The following is a 15,365-nucleotide window of genomic DNA, read 5'->3' as shown; positions in this document are numbered from 1 at the left end:
CATGATCGACATCCGCGCCCTGCAGTGTTTCCTGGCCGTGGCCGACACCCTGCACTTCGGGAAGGCCGCAGAACGTCTGCACATGACCCAGCCGCCGCTGAGCCGGCAGATTGCCGGGCTGGAGAAGGCGCTCGGGGTGACCCTGCTGGAACGCGACTCGCGCCATGTGCGGCTGACTGCCGCCGGCACGCGCTTCGCCCAGGATGCACGCGACGTGCTGGTCGGGCTGGAACAGGCCTGCCGCAGTGCGCAGCAGGTGGCCGCCGGTGAGCTCGGCGAGCTGCGCGTGGGCTTCATGATGCATGCGGCGCACAGCTCGGTGCCGCCGCTGGCCCGGCGCTTCATTGCCGCGCATCCACAGGTGCAGTTGCGCCTGCGCGAGGCGCTGCCATTGGCCCTGCTGCAGGGCGTGCGCGAGGGCGAGCTGGATGCGGGGATTGGTTTTGCGCCGGCTGAGCTGCATGGGCTGGCGCTGCAGCCGCTGTTCGAGGAGCCGCTGTGCGTGGCGCTGCCGGCCGCGCACCCGCTGGCGCGACGGCGTCAGCTTGAAGTGGCGCAGTTGGCGGATGAGGCGTTGATCACCGCGCCTGCGGATGTGGTGCCGACCCTGCGCGAGGCGATTGACGCCTGTTTCGCGCGCGAAGGGCTGCGCCCGCAGATCCGGCTGGAGGTGCAGTTGCAGCAGAGCATCATCAGCCTGGTGGGTGAAGGGCTGGGCGTGGCGCTGGTGCCGGCGTCACTGCGCCGGCTGGGCGTCCCTGGGGTGGCCTTTGTGGCGTTGAAGGACGCGCCACGGGTGCAGCAGGTGGTGTTCTGGCGGGTGGGGAATTTGAACCCAGCGCTGCCGCATTTGATCGCGTGCGTCGGGTGACGACCAACGGTCGTCACACCGGATTGCGCTCCAGGAACGCGCGGATCTCCGGCACCAGCACTTCGTGCTTGTCTTCCAGCACGTAGTGCCCGGCATCCTCGAATGCGTGCACCTGTGCCTGCGGCAGCGCGGTCTGGAAGCCCTTCAGGAAGTGATGATCGAACACGAAATCGCGCAGGCCCCAGCCGATGAACGCCGGACGGTCGGCGAACGACGGCAGCGCCTGGCCGGCACGCTCCAGCAGCGACCAGGCCTGGTCGGCCGGGCTCAGCGGAATGTCCTGCATGAAGCGGATGGTGCTGATCCGGTTGGCGTAGCTGTTGTACGGCGACACATACGCACGGCGTACATCGGCCGGCATCTTGCGCTCCACGCCCAGCCAGGAGGCACCGCTGGAGAACGCGTTGAAGGTGCGGATGATCCACTCGCCGATCTTCCAGTGCCGGCCCAGCGCGATCTGCCACGGCATCTTCTTGGCCGCCGGCATCGGGAAGGCGGCGGTGTTGAGCACCACCAGACGCTTCACCTGCGCATGGTGCGACAGCGCCCAGCCGAAGCCGATCATGCCGCCCCAGTCGTGCACCGCCAGGGTCACCGGGCCGGTGATGCCCAGGTGCTTGAGCAGCGCATCCAGGTCGTCCACGCGCGACTGCAGGGTGTATTCGTAGCGGCTGTCATCCGGCTTGTCCGACAGCCCCATGCCGATGTGGTCGGGCACGATGCAGCGGTACTTGTCCGACAGGCCGGCCACGAGCGTGCGCCAGTAATAGCTCCACGACGGGTTGCCGTGCACCATCACCACCACTTCGCCATCGCGCGGACCTTCGTCGAGATAGCTCATCGACAGGCCGGGGCGGACGTCGAAACGCTGCGGATGGGCGGGGTAACCGGGAAGCTGGGACATCGGATCGCACCTGTAAAAAGGGCCGGTAATACCGGCCCTTGGAATCAACTGGAGTGTCGTTTTACCAGACCACTTCGGCCATCGAGCAGTTCAGGCCCGAGCCGATGCCGAGCAGGGCGATGCGGTCGCCCTTCTTCAGCTTGCCCAGCTGCTTGAGCTTGCTCAACACGATCGGCACCGAGGCCGGACCGATGTTGCCGTGCTCGCCGAAGATGGTCATCACCTTCTTCGGGTCGATGCCGAAGTTCTTGATGAAGGCGGCGGTGTGCGGCTGGCTGACCTGGTGGATCACGAACTGGTCCAGCTCTTCCACGGCCCAGCCCAGCGCTTCGCGGGCGGCCATGAAGGTCTTCTGGGCCAGCTTGATGCCTTCGATCAGCAGCATGCGGGTATCGGTGACCATGCGGTCCAGGTTGCCGCGGCACAGCTGGTTCCACTCGGTGGCCGAGCGTGTGACACCGCCGCGATAACGCGGGGCATCCGGCACCAGCTCGCTGCGCGCCATGACCATGGCGGCGGCACCGCAGCCCAGGGTCAGCGCGGCCATCTCGTTACGGAAGTCATCGGCGGTCACGCCCGGCAGGGCCATGCGCTCGAGGGTCTTCTCGTACACCAGGTTGGCGGTTTCGCCATCGACGATCAGGGCGTAGTCGATCTCGCCGCGTTCCAGCATGCGGGCGGCGATGTCCATGCCGTTGATGAAGGCCAGGCAGGCATTGGCAACGTCGAAGGTCATGCACTGGTCGCTGACGCCCAGGTTGCCCGAGACGATGCTGGCCGTGGACGGCTCCAGGTAGTCGCGGCTGACCGAGGTGTTGACCAGCAGGCCGATTTTGTCGGCGCCGATGCCGGCGTCTTCCAGCGCCTTGCGGCCAGCCAGGGTGGCGGCGTCGGAGGCCAGCATGTCCGCGTCCCACAGGCGACGGGCATGGATGCCGGCGATGTCGCCGAGCACGTCGGTGCGGATGCCCAGACGATCCAGCGTCGGCTGCAGACGTTCGTTGATTTCCTTCGACGTCAGCGTATGCGGCGCGTCGATGTGCGCCAGACCGGCGATCGAGACATTCTTGAAGAGCATCAGTTAGCGCCAAGGCTCAGGCGAAGGGGGCGCTATTGTAAGCCCCAGCGGCTTTCACCGCATCTTTACGAATTCACGCCCGGGCGTATGGTCCGGGCGTGGGGCTGAATGCGTCAGCGCGGCGGGCACTGGAAGGCCAGGAAGCGCTGGCTGCCGTCGGCCGGCGCGGCGGCCGCCTGGATGGCGTTGGCCTGAGCGCTGGGGGCCTCGTTGCGGGCCAGGGTTTCCAGTTCTTCCTGCACGCGCAGGGGGTTGCGGTTGTAGAAGCCGACCTTGCTCTTGACCGTGACCACCACTTCGCCGCGCTGCTGGCAGCCCGAGGGCACCTGGCCGGCGGGCAGCACGCGCACGGTCTTGCCGCTGGGTTCGATCGGCACCCAGGTGCAGGCGGTGGCGGTCAGGGTGAGGGCGGAGAGGAGCAGGAGGCGCATGGCGGGGATGCTCGGGTAGGTCATGGGGGGCAGTGTGCCTGAACAGGCTGAATGTGGGGTTGATGGAGACAGCACGATGAAGGGTTCATGAGGGCCGGCCAACGGCCGGCGCTACCGATGTCGGGGCGGCCTGGGCCGCCCCGACACCTTTACTTCACCGGGTTGCCGTCTGCGTCGATGACCGTTACTTCACCGAGGTTCAGCGCGCGGACCTCTTTTTCGGTCTGCTTCAGGTCGCCCACCACCACCCAGGTCAGGGCATTGGGATCCAGCGTGGCCGCCGCCTGTTGCACCTGGGCCGGGGTCATCGCCTCGATCTCGGCCTTGCGCTTGAACACATAGTCGTCCGGGCGCTGGTAGCGGACGATGCCGCTGATGGTGCCCATCACCGCGCTGGCGGTTTCATAGGCCCCGGGCAGGCTGAGGGTCTGGATGTTGCGGATGCGGGTGACCTCGGGCGCGGTGATCGCCTCGGTGCCGCTGGCGAAATCGGCGATCTCGCGGCGCATTTCGGCCATGGCCTCGCCGGTCTTGTCGATCTGCACCGGGGCCATCGCCATCCACGGGCGCTGGCCCAGGGTGCTGCTGGCGCTGCTGCGGGCCCCGTACGACCAGTGCTTTTCCTCACGCAGGTTCATGTTCAGGCGCGAGGTGAAGTCGCCGCCGAGCACGCCGTTGGCGATGTCGAAACGGGTTGCCCCGGCATCCAGGGTGGACGGCACCACCTGGCCGGCGAACAGGTTGGCCTGCACCGCGCCCGGCTGGTCGATCAGGAACACGCGGCCCTTGGCCGGGCGCGCCACGTCCACCGTGGCCTTCACCTGCGGAGCCGGTCCGGTGCTCTTCCAGTCACCGAACTGGCGCTCCAGCAGCGGCACGATCTCCTTCAGCGTAGTGTCGCCGACCACGATCAGGGTGCCCTGCTCCGGGCGCAGCCAGTCACGGTGGAAGTCCACCAGGTCCTGGCGGGTCAGCGACTGGATGTCGGCCTCGCGGCCGCTGCCGGTGAACGGAATGGCGTACGGATGCCCCTTGCCGTACAGCAGCGGCGGCAGCACGCGCATGGCCACGGCGTTGGGGTTCACCTTCTCCTGTTGGATGCCGGCGATCCAGGTCGCCTTGACCCGATCGATCTCGCCCTGGTCGAAACGCGGCGTGCGCAGCATGTCGGCGTACAGCGCCAGCGACGGAGCCAGGTTTTCCTTCAGCGCGGAGAGGTACACGCTGGCGCTGTCCAGCGAGGCGCTCGCGCCCATGCTGGCTCCCAGCATGTCGGCGGCATCGGCGAAAGCCAACGCGCCGAGCTTGCCTGCGCCTTCGCCCATCAGGTCCATGGTGAAGTTGGCGGTGCCGGACTTGCGCCCCTGGTCGGCGGTGAAGCCGCCCGGGAATTCATAGCTGAACTGCACCACTGGAATGTCGTGGCGTTCGGCAAGGATCACCTGGGTGCCGTTCTTCAGCGTGGCGCGGTGCAGCTGCGGGAACTTCAGTTCCGGGAACTGCTTGGTCTGCGGTACACCGGCGCTGCGGTCGATCTGGCTCGGCAGGGTGCTGTACTTCGGGTCCACCGCCGGCACGTTGAACGGCTTGGGCGTGGCCGAGGGTTCTTCGGCCAGGGCCACGCGGGCACCCGGCTCCACCACCAGGGTGTGGTCGCCCGGGCCCAGCCACTTCGCACCGATGCCGCGCACGTCGGCGGCGGTGGCGTCATTGATCACCTTCAGCGAACGGCGGAAGCAGCCCGGGTCGCCTTCATACACAGTGCACTCGGCCAGCGCGTCGGCCTTGCCGCCGAAGCCACCGATGCGTTCGATGCCGCGGATGAAGCCGGCACGGAAGGCGGTCTTGCCGCGTGCCAGTTCGGCCGCGGTGGGGCCATCCTTGATCAGCTTGCGCACTTCTTCATCAATGATGGCTTCGACCTTGGCCGGGTCCACGCCCTGCTTCACCGTGGCCATGATCATGAAGTTGGAGCCCAGCTGCGAGCTGTAGGCCCCGGCGCTGACGTTGTCGACCAGCTTGTCCTGGTGCAGCAGGCGCTGGTCCAGGCGGGAAGCCTTGGCCCCGCCCAGCACCTGCGCGAACAGCTGCAGCTGATCAATGTCGGTGGTGCCGACTTCGGCCACGTTCCAGGCGCGGTAGATGCGCGCCTGCGGCACCTTGTCGGTCATGGTTTCGCGGGTGGATGTCTCGCGCTTGGCGACATCCACCTTCGGCTGGGCCATGCTCGGGCCAGCCGGAATGTCGCCGAAGTAGCGCGCGACTTTTTCCTTGGCGGTGGCGACGTCGATGTCGCCGGCCAGCACCAGCACCGCGTTGTTGGGGCCGTACCAGGTACGGAACCAGGTCTTCACATCGTCCAGCGACGCGGCATTGAGGTCGTTCATCGAGCCGATCACGCTGTGGTGGTACGGGTGCCCGGCCGGATACAGCGCGCGGTTGAGCTTTTCCCACACCTGGCCATAGGGCTGGTTCTCGCCCTGGCGCTTTTCGTTCTGGACCACGCCGCGCTGCTCATCCAGCGCCGCCTGGTCGATCGCACCCAGCAGGTGCCCCATACGGTCGGATTCCATCCACAGCGCCATGTCCAGCGCGGTGGTCGGCACGTTCTCGAAATAGTTGGTGCGGTCGGTGTTGGTGGTGCCGTTCTGACCGGTCACGCCGACCTGCTTGAAGGGTTCGAAGTATTCGCCGTCGTGGTTCTCGCTGCGCTGGAACATCAGGTGTTCAAACAGGTGCGCGAAACCGGTGCGGCCGGCAGGTTCATCCTTGCTGCCCACGTGGTACCAGATGTTCACCGCCACGATCGGGGCCTTGCGGTCGGTGTGCACCACCACGCGCAGGCCGTTGGGCAGGGTGAACTCCTCGAACGGAATGTCGACCTTGGCCGTCTGTGCCGGCTTGGCCAGCACCGGTGCCGGGGCCAGCGTGCCCAGGGCGGCAGAAAGCGCAACAGCCAGCAGTGCGCCACGCGGTCGAAGGTGCAGGGTCATTCCGGGTCCTTGGTCGTGAAAGTGGAGGCCGATCCTAGCCCGCGCCCACTGAATCTGGCATCGGCCAACAGTCATTGCCTCCGTCAGGCGGCGTCACATCGCGGCGTCCGGACAGTCCTGGCTTGCAGATCGGACAGGTGTCCGGACAGCGGACACTGCGATTAAGGCGAAAAACCCTTGTAAATCAATGGCGAAAAGTTGGCACGGGTCCTGCTTTGATCTCCGTGCGGACAGAAGGCGATCAAACAAAACCTGACTGGTCGCTGAACAAAACGCCGAAATCTAAAATTTCTCTTGCACGCCCAGATTCGGTGTACTACCTTACTACCACACCACTGCTCACCAACACTAAACAGGCCCCGTCATGAACACCAAGACCATCGCAATTGCCATCGCCATCGCTGCCGGCTCCGCGTTTGTTTCGAACGTGCATGCCGCTTCTGCCATCCCCACCCTGGAAACCGTCCAGGTCCGTCCCTCCGCCGACCAGCTGGCCCAGGCCGAATGGGAACGCAACAGCTCGATCCCGACCCTGGCGCTGGTGGAAGTGCGTCCCACCGCCGGCCAGATCGCCGAGTACCGCCAGGAACTGGCCGACAGCCGCCGCGTGACCACCCTGGCTGCCGTCGAAGTGCGTCCCACCGCCGAACAGCGTGAAGCGCTGGCCGCCGAGCAGGACAGCCACCGCGACTACATGGGCACCTTCGCTGCTGCGGCCACCGCCGTCGCCAACGAAGTGATCATCAACCTGCCGACCCTGCAGGTGCGCCCGTCGCCGAACGACCTGCAGGCCTTTGCGGCTGAAGCGGTTTCGGTGCTGGCTCGTCCGTAATACCCGAGGTGTACCAGCCAGGGGCTGGTACCTACGGTGATGGGTCACGGCGTACACTTTGTGTCATGACCTCTCCCCAGTTTCATGTTGTGTTGTTCCAGCCGGAAATTCCCCCGAACACCGGCAATGTGATCCGCCTCTGCGCCAATACCGGCGCGCAGCTGCACCTGATTGAACCGCTCGGTTTCGACCTGAGCGACAAGCAGCTCAAGCGCGCCGGCCTGGACTATCACGAGTACGCACGACTGCAGGTGCATCCAGACCTGGACACCGCCCTGCAGCGCATTGCCCCCAAGCGCCTGTTCGCCCTCAGCACCCGCGGCAGCGTGCGCTACGACACCCAGCAGTTCGAAGACGGCGACGCCTTCCTGTTCGGCCCGGAAACCCGCGGCCTGCCGCAGGATGTGCTGGACGCGCTGCCGCACGGTCGTCGGCTGCGTCTGCCGATGCGCCCGGACAACCGCAGCCTGAACCTGTCCAACACCGTTGCCGTAGTGATGTACGAAGCCTGGCGCCAGAACGGGTTTGCGGGCGGCGGTTGACGCGCATGGCGCGTCACTACGCGAGGTTTGTAGGGACACGCCATGCGTGTCCGATAGCCGTCAGAACGCGTTGATGCCGGTCAGTTCACGGCCGATCACCAGCTGGTGCACGGTTTCGGTTCCCTCGTAGGTGATCACCGATTCCAGGTTCAGCGCATGCCGGATCGCCACGTGTTCGGTGGTGATGCCCGCCCCGCCCAGCAGGTCACGGCAGTCGCGGGCGATATCGATGGCCATGCGGCAGTTGTTCCACTTGGCCAGGCTCACCTGCTGCGGCTGCATCTGGCCGGCATCCTTCAACCGCCCCAGCTGCAGGGCCAGCAGCTGCGCGCTGGTGATCCGCCGCGCCATGTCGGCCAGCTTGATCTGCGCGCTCTGCGTGGCCGCCACCGGCCGTCCGAACAGCACCCGTTCCTTGGTGTAGCCCAGCGCTTCATCCAGGCAGGCGACTGCTGCGCCGATCGGGCCCCAGCTGATCCCGTAGCGGGCCTGGGTCAGGCAGCCCAGCGGCCCCTTCAATCCCTGCACGTTCGGCAGGCGGTTGCGCTCGGGCACGCGCACGTTGTCGAAGAACAGCGCGCCGGTCAGCGAGGCGCGCAGGCTCATCTTGTGCTTGATCTCCTGGGTGGTGAAGCCGGGCATGCCCTTTTCCAGCACGAAACCCTGGATGCCGTCATCGGTGTGCGCCCAGACGATGGCGATGTCGGCCACCGGACCGCTGGTGATCCACATCTTGCTGCCGTTCACCAGCCAGTCGCCGCCATCACGCACCGCGCGCGTCTTCATTGCCGCCGGGTCCGAACCGCCATGCGCCTCGGTCAACCCAAAGCAACCGATCACCTTGCCGGCGGCCATGTCCGGCAACCAGCGCAGGCGCTGTTCTTCGCTGCCATAAGCGTAGATCGGGTACATGCACAGCGAGCTCTGCACCGACACAAAGCTGCGCAGGCCCGAGTCGCCGCGCTCCAGCTCCTGGCAGATCAGCCCGTAGCTGACCGCGTTGAGTCCGCCGCCGCCGTACTGCTCGGGCAGCGTGCAGCCCAGCAGCCCGAGCGACGCGATCTCCGGGATCAGTTCATCCGGAAACCGGCCCTGGTCGAAGGCGTCACCAATGATGGGCAGCACCCGTTCATCGGTGAAACGGGCCACGCTGGCCTGTACCGCGCGTTCCTCTTCGCTGAGCAGGGAACGGACATCGAACAGGTCATACGGATTCAGGGACATGGCTACCTGGCATGGAAGAGCAGCAGAGGCGGCCATTGTCCGCGCTCACCGTCGCGGGGCCAAGGCACGGCGCAGCACGGGCCTAGAATGGCGACATTTCGTCGCAGAGCCTTCCGCCATGCAGATCCGTCCAGAACAGCCGCACGACATTGACGCGATTCACGCCCTGACCCGCGCCGCCTTTGCCAACGCGGCGCACCGCGACGGGACCGAGCAGGACGTCGTGGATGCCCTGCGCGCCGCCGGTGCGCTGTCGGTGTCGTTGGTGGCCGAAGCAGGGGATGAATTGATCGGCCATGTGGCGCTGTCGCCGGTCACACTCAGTGATGGCAGCCCGGGCTGGTATGGATTGGGCCCGATCTCGGTGGCCCCGGCACAGCAGGGTCAGGGCGTGGGCAGCGCATTGATGCGGGCCGCGCTGGCGGCGCTGCAGGATCGCGGGGCAGCGGGCTGCGTGCTGCTGGGCGATCCGGCGTATTACGGGCGGTTCGGGTTCCGGGCCGATTCGCGGTTGCGGCTCCCCGGGGTGCCGGCGGAGTACTTCCAGGCGGTGTCGCTGCGGGGGGAATGGCCGGATGCGGATGTGCGGTATCACGAAGCGTTTGGCGGGTAATGCGGCACCGCACCATTCATCCATCAAACCCTGCCCATCGTCGGCGAACTAGGCGTAAACGCCGGCTCCCGGTACCCTGACGTACTGAACTGCATTCCCAGGCAACCGCCCCCGGCCTTGGCCGCTGGCACTACCCAACGAGTTACGCACCACCATGAGCGAAGAAACCACCGCCCTGCCCCCGCGCGAAGCCATGGAATTTGACGTGGTGATCGTCGGAGCCGGCCCCGCCGGCCTGGCCACGGCCATCCGCCTGCGCCAGCGCGCCATCGAAGCCGGCCGCGAACTGTCGGTCTGCGTGCTGGAAAAGGGCTCCGAGCCCGGCGCGCACATCCTGTCCGGCGCGATCATGGACCCGCGCGCACTGACTGAACTGTTCCCCGACTGGGCCGAGCGCGGCGCACCGCTGAAGCAGGCGGTCACCCGCGACGAGTTCCTGTTCCTCAGCCCCGAGGGCGCGCGCAGCACTCCGCATGCGCTGCTGCCGGAGTGCTTCCACAACCAGGGCAACTACATCGTCAGTCTCGGCGAGGTCACCCGCTGGCTGGCCCAGCAGGCCGAAGCGCTGGAAGTGGCGATCTTCCCCGGCTTCGCTGCCGCCGAAGTGCTGTATGACGAGAACGGCGCGGTGATGGGCGTGGCCACCGGCGACATGGGCATCCGCAAGGATGGTTCGCACGGCCCCAACTTCGAACGCGGCATGGAACTGCACGCGAAGTACACGATCTTCGCCGAAGGTTCGCGTGGTCACCTCGGCCGCCAGCTGATCGCGCGTTACCAGCTGGACGCCGGCAAGGATCCGCAGTCCTACGGCATCGGCATCAAGGAACTGTGGCAGATCGACCCGGCCAAACACGAACCGGGCCTGGTCGTGCACACCGCGGGCTGGCCCTTGGACAGCGACACCTACGGCGGCTCATTCCTGTACCACGCCGAAGGCGGCAAGGTCGCCGTGGGCTTCGTGGTCGGGCTGGACTACAAGAACCCGTGGATGAGCCCGTTCGAGGAATTCCAGCGCTTCAAGACCCACCCTTCCATCCGCAAGCACCTGGAAGGCGGCAAGCGCATCGGTTACGGCGCACGTGCGATCACCGCCGGCGGCCTGTTCTCGCTGCCGAAGACGGTGTTCCCGGGCGGTGCGCTGGTCGGCTGCGAAGCCGGTTACCTCAACGCCAGCCGGATCAAGGGCAGCCACGCGGCGATCAAGACCGGCATGCTGGCCGCGGATGCCGCGTTCGATGCCCTGTCCGCCGACCGCCAGCGCGATGAACTGAGCGCCTACCCGGAAGCATTCGACAAGAGCTGGCTGCATGACGAACTGAAGCTGTCGAAGAACTTCAAGCAGTGGTTCAAGAAGGGCCGCACCGTCGCCACGTTGATGACCGGCATTGAACAGTGGCTGCTGCCGAAGCTGGGCATCCGCAACCCGCCGTGGACGATCGGTCACAGCAAACCCGACCACGAGTGCCTGGAGCCGGCATCGCAGCACACCCGCATCGCGTACCCGAAGCCGGACAACGTGCTGACCTTCGACCGGCTCAGCTCGGTGTTCCTGAGCAGCACCAATCACGAGGAAGACCAGCCCAGCCACCTCACGCTGAAAGACGCCAGCATTCCGGTACGGGTCAACCTGGCCGAGTACGCCGGGCCGGAAGCGCGTTACTGCCCGGCGGGTGTGTACGAATTCGTCGGCGGCGAAGGCCAGGAACAGCTGCAGATCAACGCGCAGAACTGCGTGCACTGCAAAACCTGCGACATCAAGGACCCCACCCAGAACATCGTGTGGGTCACCCCGCAGGGCGGCGGCGGCCCCAACTACCCGTCGATGTGAGAACGCTGGCCGTGTTGGCGGTCGTGCTGCTCAGTGCATGCACGGCCGCACCGCAGACGCCCGAACAGGCGCGGCAACGCGAGCGCGAGCGTGCGTTTGCGATCTGCGGGGGCTGTCATACGGTGAGCGCGGGCGGCGTGCACCGCTTCGGCCCGAACCTGCACGGTGTGATCGGTCGTCGCGCGGGCAGTCTTTCCGACTATCCCTATTCGCCGGCGATGCGCCGCGCGAACCTGGTGTGGAGTGAGCAGACGCTGGATGCGTTCCTGCGTTCACCGGCGAGCGTGGTGCCGGATTCGCGGATGGTCAATTCCACCGCCGACCCGGAACGACGGAAGCTGGTGATCGAGTATCTGAAAGGCAGCCACCCGTAGAGACGCGCCATGCGCGTCTGCGAGCCAATCGGCCGCGGCATGGACGCGCATGGCGCGTCCCTACGGATCCAGGCTTTTCAGATAGGACTCGAGCGCCTGCTCGAACGCGCTGATATCCACCGCGCACGCCGCCACACCCTCGTTCTGGATCTGCTGCATCAGCGCGCGCGCCTGCATGGCCAGCGCCTCCGCACCCAACGTGCCCAACCCACCGACAATCCGATGCAGCACCTCCACCGCGGTGTTGCTGTCGTCCTGCTCGCGCGCCAGCAGGCCGCGCTGCAGGTCCTCGCCGGTGGCCTTGCGCATGCTTTCAATCAGCACATTGGCCACGTGCTCGGACCCGAACCGCTGCACGATCGCCTCACGCGTAGGCAACGGCGCAGGCGTTTCGGCATCGACCGGGGCGAGATCAGCGGCGGTCGGGGCTTCATCGCCGGGGTCGGTCGGCAACCAGCGGCGCAGTGCCCTGCGCAGCGTGGCCAGCGCCACGGGCTTGGCCAGCAGGTCATCCATGCCCGCTTCGCGGCAGCGCTGCAGATCCTCGGCCAGCGCGCTGGCGGTCAGTGCCAGAACGGGCAGGTGGCGGCCGGTACCCCGTTCCTGTTCGCGGATGCGCCGGGTCAGGGTGTAGCCGTCCATCACCGGCATGCGGCAGTCGGTGATCACCAGGTCGAAACTGGAGGACGCCAGCAGCGCCAACGCCGCCTCGCCGTCCACCGCCAGCTCATGCTGCAGGCCAAGCTGCTGCAACCGCCAGCGCATCAGGGCCTGGTTGGTGGGGTGGTCTTCAACGACCAGTACACGCCGCCGTGCCTGCCCGGAGGGCAACGGCTGCACGTCGGCGGTTGCGTGCGCGGCGTCCTGGCCGGCGTCCTCGCCCGGCACACGCGGCAGGCTCAGGACCACATCCACGCGGGTGCCCTGGCCGGGTTCGCTGTGCATGTCCAGGCGGCCGCGCATCAGCCCCACCAGTCGCTGGCAGATGCTCAGCCCCAGGCCCGTGCCGCCGTAGTGGCGGGTGATCGCCACATCGGCCTGGGCGAACGGTTTGAACAGACGCTGGCGCTGCTCGGCGGAAATGCCGATGCCGGTATCGGCCACGGTCAGCCGCAGGGTCTGCGCCATCTCGTCCGAGCGCTCCACCGTCAACGCGATGCTCACCGCGCCCTCGTTGGTGAACTTGATGGCATTGCTGAGCAGGTTGAAGACCACCTGGCGCAGACGCATGCCGTCAACCAGATGCTGCGGCGCGACTTCCGGGTCGACCTGCAGGCTGAGATCCAGGCCCTTGCTGGAGGCCTGCGGTGACAGCAGCTGCTGCACGTTGTCGAGCAGGCTGCGCAGCGCCACCGGCTGCGGTTCCAGCGGCAACGCACCGGCCTCGATCCGTGAGTAGTCCAGAATGTCATCAAGAATCTGCCGCAGCATCTGTGCGGAGTCTTCAATGACCCCGATGATGCGTCGCTGCTCGCCATCCAGGTCGGTATGCGACAGTGCTTCCACCATCCCCAGCACGCCGCTCATCGGTGTGCGGATCTCGTGGCTCATGGTCGCCAGGAAGTTCGACTTGGCCGCGGTCGCGCGTTCGGCATCGGACTTGGCCGCCGCCAGCGCGTCGGCCTGGGCACGGGCCTCGGTTACATCCACCCAGTAACCACTCCACAACACCGCCCCGTCCGCGGCCGCGTATGGCAGCGCGCGCGTGCGCACCCAGCGCACCACCCCATGCGGACTGGTGCGGAACTCGATATCCAGCGGGGTGAAGTTGCGGGCCGCATGCGTCATCGCCTCGTGGATGGCATCGCGGTCGCGCGCATCGATCTGCGCTTCCAGCAGGGTGTCGTCACGCATCACTTCCACGGTGCTGACCCCGAACATCGAGTTCAGGTCACCGGTGATGTACGGGAAGGTCACCCGGCCATCATGTTCGCGCCGTGCCTGGTAGACGATGGCCGGCAGGTTGTCGGTGATCTCCTCGAGACGTTTCTCCAGGCCACGGCGCATGGACACTTCGCGGCGCAGCCGCAGATAGCCCCAGCCGTGCACGATCATGCCGGTGAGCAGCACCAGCGACAGCGGCACCGCCCACCGCGCGATAGAGCGCCAGTCCAGTCCGGCGCGATACTCGGCCAGCAGCCAGTCACCCCGGATCGCCGCATGCTCGCGCGGGGTGAGATTGGTCAGCACCCGGTCAAAGGTGGTGGCCAGCGGCGCGTACTGCCGCTTCACCGCCAGCGACAGCTGATCGCTGAAACCGGCCGGTGCCGCCACATGCAGCCGGGCCGGGTACAGCTCGCGGATCACCCGGTCGGCCATCGCCAGGTTGCCGACATAGGCATCGGCATCACCGTTGGCCAGGCGCGCCAGTGCCTGTTCCACGCTGCGCGCCGGCACGATCCGGGCCTTCGGTGCGTACTGCAGGATGTAGCCGCGAAGACGATCGGGATCGGACAGCAGGATGGTGCGCCCGTCCAGGTCGCTCAGGCCCAGCACCGAACGGCTGTTGTTCGGTGTGACCACCACGTTCGGCACGTTGATGAAGGGCTGGCTGAACACCCAGTCGTCGCCCAGGTAGTGCGCATCGTTGGGCATGCCCATGACCACGTCGACGGTGCCGCGCCGCATCTGGTCACGCACTTCAAACCAGTCATGCGCGGGGACGCGGTTCAACTGGGCTCCGACCATGCGCAGCTGCCGCAGGTAGTCACCTGCGACACCCGCCGGTTCGCCAGAAGCGTCTATGAACGACAACGGTGCCGCATGCGGTGCGAAGCCCATGCGCAACGGCGTGGCCAGCACCCCACGCTCGGCTTCGCCCAGTACCAGGCGCGACTGCGCCGACCACTGCAGCGGGGTCAGCCAGCGTTTTTCGATGGCCTCGCGCTGGGTGGCCGGCAGCCGTGTCAGCGCAGCGTCCAGCGCTTCGGCCAGCGGTTGGCGGGCATTGGGCACACCGAAGTGGAGGCGCTCGGGCGCGAGGTCGCTGGGCCGCAGCAGGGTGATCCCTTCCAGCTTGCGGTCGCGGATGATGGCATTTGCGACATGTGCGTTGCCGATATACACGTCGGCCTGCCCCTGCGCGACCATGTTCAGCGCTGCGGTGGTGTTCGCGGCGATGACCCGGCGTGCGCCCGGGAACCGTGAGCGTATCTGCTCGCTGGTCAGGAACTCCTGTTCGGTCACCACGCGCAGGCCGGTCAGGTCCGGGTCGGCGGACGCGCGGGTATCACCGGGACGCCCCACCAGCGCCAGCGGCGCTTCGGCATACGGCGATGTGTAGACCATGCAGCGGGTGCGCCCCGGGGTCAGCGCTATGTTCATTACGACATCGACTTCACCACGGCAGGCTGCGTCAAGTACGTCAGCCCAATCGCGATACATACGAACCTGAACATTCAGCCCCAACTGGCGCGACAGCAGCATCAGGTAGTCGTAACCGAGCCCTTTGGGCTGCCCGTTCTGAACGAACTCGAACGGCGGCCAGCCGCTGTCGTACAGGCCCAGTAAGATGGTAGGGTTGCGCTCGATCCACTCGGCCTGGCGCGGCGAAAGCGCCGGTGCTGGCAAGGTACCGGGCGCGGCCATGCCGGAGGTACTCGCCGTGATCAGCAGAACCAGCACGACCAGCCAGCGGACAACCGAGGTACGCATGCGGTCTGATCTCCGTAA

At 66.7% G+C, this 15,365-nt stretch carries 12 protein-coding genes; 6 read left to right on the top strand and 6 right to left on the bottom strand.

The annotated features are described in order from the left end of the window. The first annotated feature begins 1 nt into the window (after position 1). Complete coding sequence (locus tag RT551_RS01300; protein ID WP_313455148.1) at positions 2–871, top strand: LysR family transcriptional regulator; 870 nt, start codon at positions 2–4, stop codon at positions 869–871. 13 nt (positions 872–884) lie between these two features. On the opposite strand, the gene RT551_RS01295 is transcribed toward RT551_RS01300, so the two are convergent. From RT551_RS01295 to RT551_RS01280, 4 genes are all read right to left on the bottom strand, one after another. Next, positions 885–1,775 carry an alpha/beta fold hydrolase gene (locus RT551_RS01295; RefSeq protein ID WP_313455146.1) on the bottom strand — a complete coding sequence of 297 codons (891 nt, stop codon included), beginning with the start codon at positions 1,773–1,775 and terminating at the stop codon, positions 885–887. A 61-nt stretch (positions 1,776–1,836) separates the two neighbouring features. Further along, positions 1,837–2,853, bottom strand: a complete 1,017-nt coding sequence (locus tag RT551_RS01290; protein WP_125360856.1) for a 3-oxoacyl-ACP synthase III — start codon at positions 2,851–2,853, stop codon at positions 1,837–1,839. Between the two features lie 113 nt (positions 2,854–2,966). After that, complete coding sequence (locus RT551_RS01285; RefSeq protein ID WP_282298501.1) at positions 2,967–3,284, bottom strand: DUF4156 domain-containing protein; 318 nt, start codon at positions 3,282–3,284, stop codon at positions 2,967–2,969. A gap of 149 nt (positions 3,285–3,433) precedes the next feature. Then, positions 3,434–6,277: a pitrilysin family protein gene (locus RT551_RS01280; RefSeq protein ID WP_313455144.1), complete on the bottom strand. Its 2,844-nt coding sequence runs from the start codon at positions 6,275–6,277 to the stop codon at positions 3,434–3,436. Positions 6,278–6,641: 364 nt separating this feature from the next. On the opposite strand from RT551_RS01280, the gene RT551_RS01275 reads away from it, so the two are divergent. Both RT551_RS01275 and trmL read left to right on the top strand, forming a co-directional pair. Next, positions 6,642–7,109, top strand: coding sequence for a hypothetical protein (locus tag RT551_RS01275; RefSeq protein ID WP_313455143.1), 468 nt, complete (start codon positions 6,642–6,644; stop codon positions 7,107–7,109). A 65-nt stretch (positions 7,110–7,174) separates the two neighbouring features. After that, the gene (trmL, locus tag RT551_RS01270) at positions 7,175–7,651 is read left to right on the top strand and encodes a tRNA (uridine(34)/cytosine(34)/5-carboxymethylaminomethyluridine(34)-2'-O)-methyltransferase TrmL (RefSeq protein WP_313455141.1); all 477 of its coding nucleotides are present in this window, start codon (positions 7,175–7,177) and stop codon (positions 7,649–7,651) included. 60 nt (positions 7,652–7,711) lie between these two features. Here trmL and RT551_RS01265 read toward each other — a convergent pair whose 3' ends face one another. Next, positions 7,712–8,875, bottom strand: coding sequence for an acyl-CoA dehydrogenase family protein (locus RT551_RS01265; protein WP_313455140.1), 1,164 nt, complete (start codon positions 8,873–8,875; stop codon positions 7,712–7,714). A 118-nt stretch (positions 8,876–8,993) separates the two neighbouring features. Between RT551_RS01265 and RT551_RS01260 the strand changes: the two genes are divergently transcribed. The 3 genes from RT551_RS01260 (at position 8,994) to RT551_RS01250 (ending at position 11,693) form a co-directional block, all read left to right on the top strand. Next, entirely contained in the window at positions 8,994–9,488 is a 495-nt protein-coding gene (locus RT551_RS01260; protein WP_313455139.1) for an N-acetyltransferase, read from the top strand. A 154-nt stretch (positions 9,489–9,642) separates the two neighbouring features. Then, entirely contained in the window at positions 9,643–11,319 is a 1,677-nt protein-coding gene (locus RT551_RS01255; RefSeq protein ID WP_313455137.1) for an electron transfer flavoprotein-ubiquinone oxidoreductase, read from the top strand. A gap of 11 nt (positions 11,320–11,330) precedes the next feature. After that, a complete protein-coding gene (locus RT551_RS01250) occupies positions 11,331–11,693 on the top strand; it encodes a c-type cytochrome (protein WP_313455136.1) in 363 nt (120 codons plus the stop codon). Positions 11,694–11,753: 60 nt separating this feature from the next. Here the strand turns inward: RT551_RS01250 and RT551_RS01245 are convergent, their stop codons facing one another. Continuing rightward, positions 11,754–15,347 carry a transporter substrate-binding domain-containing protein gene (locus tag RT551_RS01245; protein WP_313455134.1) on the bottom strand — a complete coding sequence of 1,198 codons (3,594 nt, stop codon included), beginning with the start codon at positions 15,345–15,347 and terminating at the stop codon, positions 11,754–11,756. Between the last annotated feature and the right edge of the window lie 18 nt (positions 15,348–15,365).

Origin of the sequence: Stenotrophomonas sp., assembly GCF_032103445.1 — a bacterium.
In the GTDB taxonomy this organism is placed as follows: Bacteria; Pseudomonadota; Gammaproteobacteria; order Xanthomonadales; family Xanthomonadaceae; genus Stenotrophomonas.
The sequence above is the reverse complement of the archived record's forward strand: the minus strand, read 5'-3'. Positions and strand labels throughout refer to the sequence as shown.

Excerpts from the sequence above, each read along its gene's own strand:
- RT551_RS01285 (WP_282298501.1), bottom strand. The coding sequence starts at position 3,284 with ATGCGCCTCCTGCTCCTCTCCGCCCTCACCCTGACCGCCACCGCCTGC.
- RT551_RS01255 (WP_313455137.1), top strand. The coding sequence starts at position 9,643 with ATGAGCGAAGAAACCACCGCCCTGCCCCCGCGCGAAGCCATGGAATTT.
- RT551_RS01280 (WP_313455144.1), bottom strand. The coding sequence starts at position 6,277 with ATGACCCTGCACCTTCGACCGCGTGGCGCACTGCTGGCTGTTGCGCTT.
- RT551_RS01275 (WP_313455143.1), top strand. The coding sequence starts at position 6,642 with ATGAACACCAAGACCATCGCAATTGCCATCGCCATCGCTGCCGGCTCC.
- RT551_RS01295 (WP_313455146.1), bottom strand. The coding sequence starts at position 1,775 with ATGTCCCAGCTTCCCGGTTACCCCGCCCATCCGCAGCGTTTCGACGTC.
- trmL (WP_313455141.1), top strand. The coding sequence starts at position 7,175 with ATGACCTCTCCCCAGTTTCATGTTGTGTTGTTCCAGCCGGAAATTCCC.
- RT551_RS01265 (WP_313455140.1), bottom strand. The coding sequence starts at position 8,875 with ATGTCCCTGAATCCGTATGACCTGTTCGATGTCCGTTCCCTGCTCAGC.
- RT551_RS01290 (WP_125360856.1), bottom strand. The coding sequence starts at position 2,853 with ATGCTCTTCAAGAATGTCTCGATCGCCGGTCTGGCGCACATCGACGCG.
- RT551_RS01300 (WP_313455148.1), top strand. The coding sequence starts at position 2 with ATGATCGACATCCGCGCCCTGCAGTGTTTCCTGGCCGTGGCCGACACC.
- RT551_RS01260 (WP_313455139.1), top strand. The coding sequence starts at position 8,994 with ATGCAGATCCGTCCAGAACAGCCGCACGACATTGACGCGATTCACGCC.
- RT551_RS01245 (WP_313455134.1), bottom strand. The coding sequence starts at position 15,347 with ATGCGTACCTCGGTTGTCCGCTGGCTGGTCGTGCTGGTTCTGCTGATC.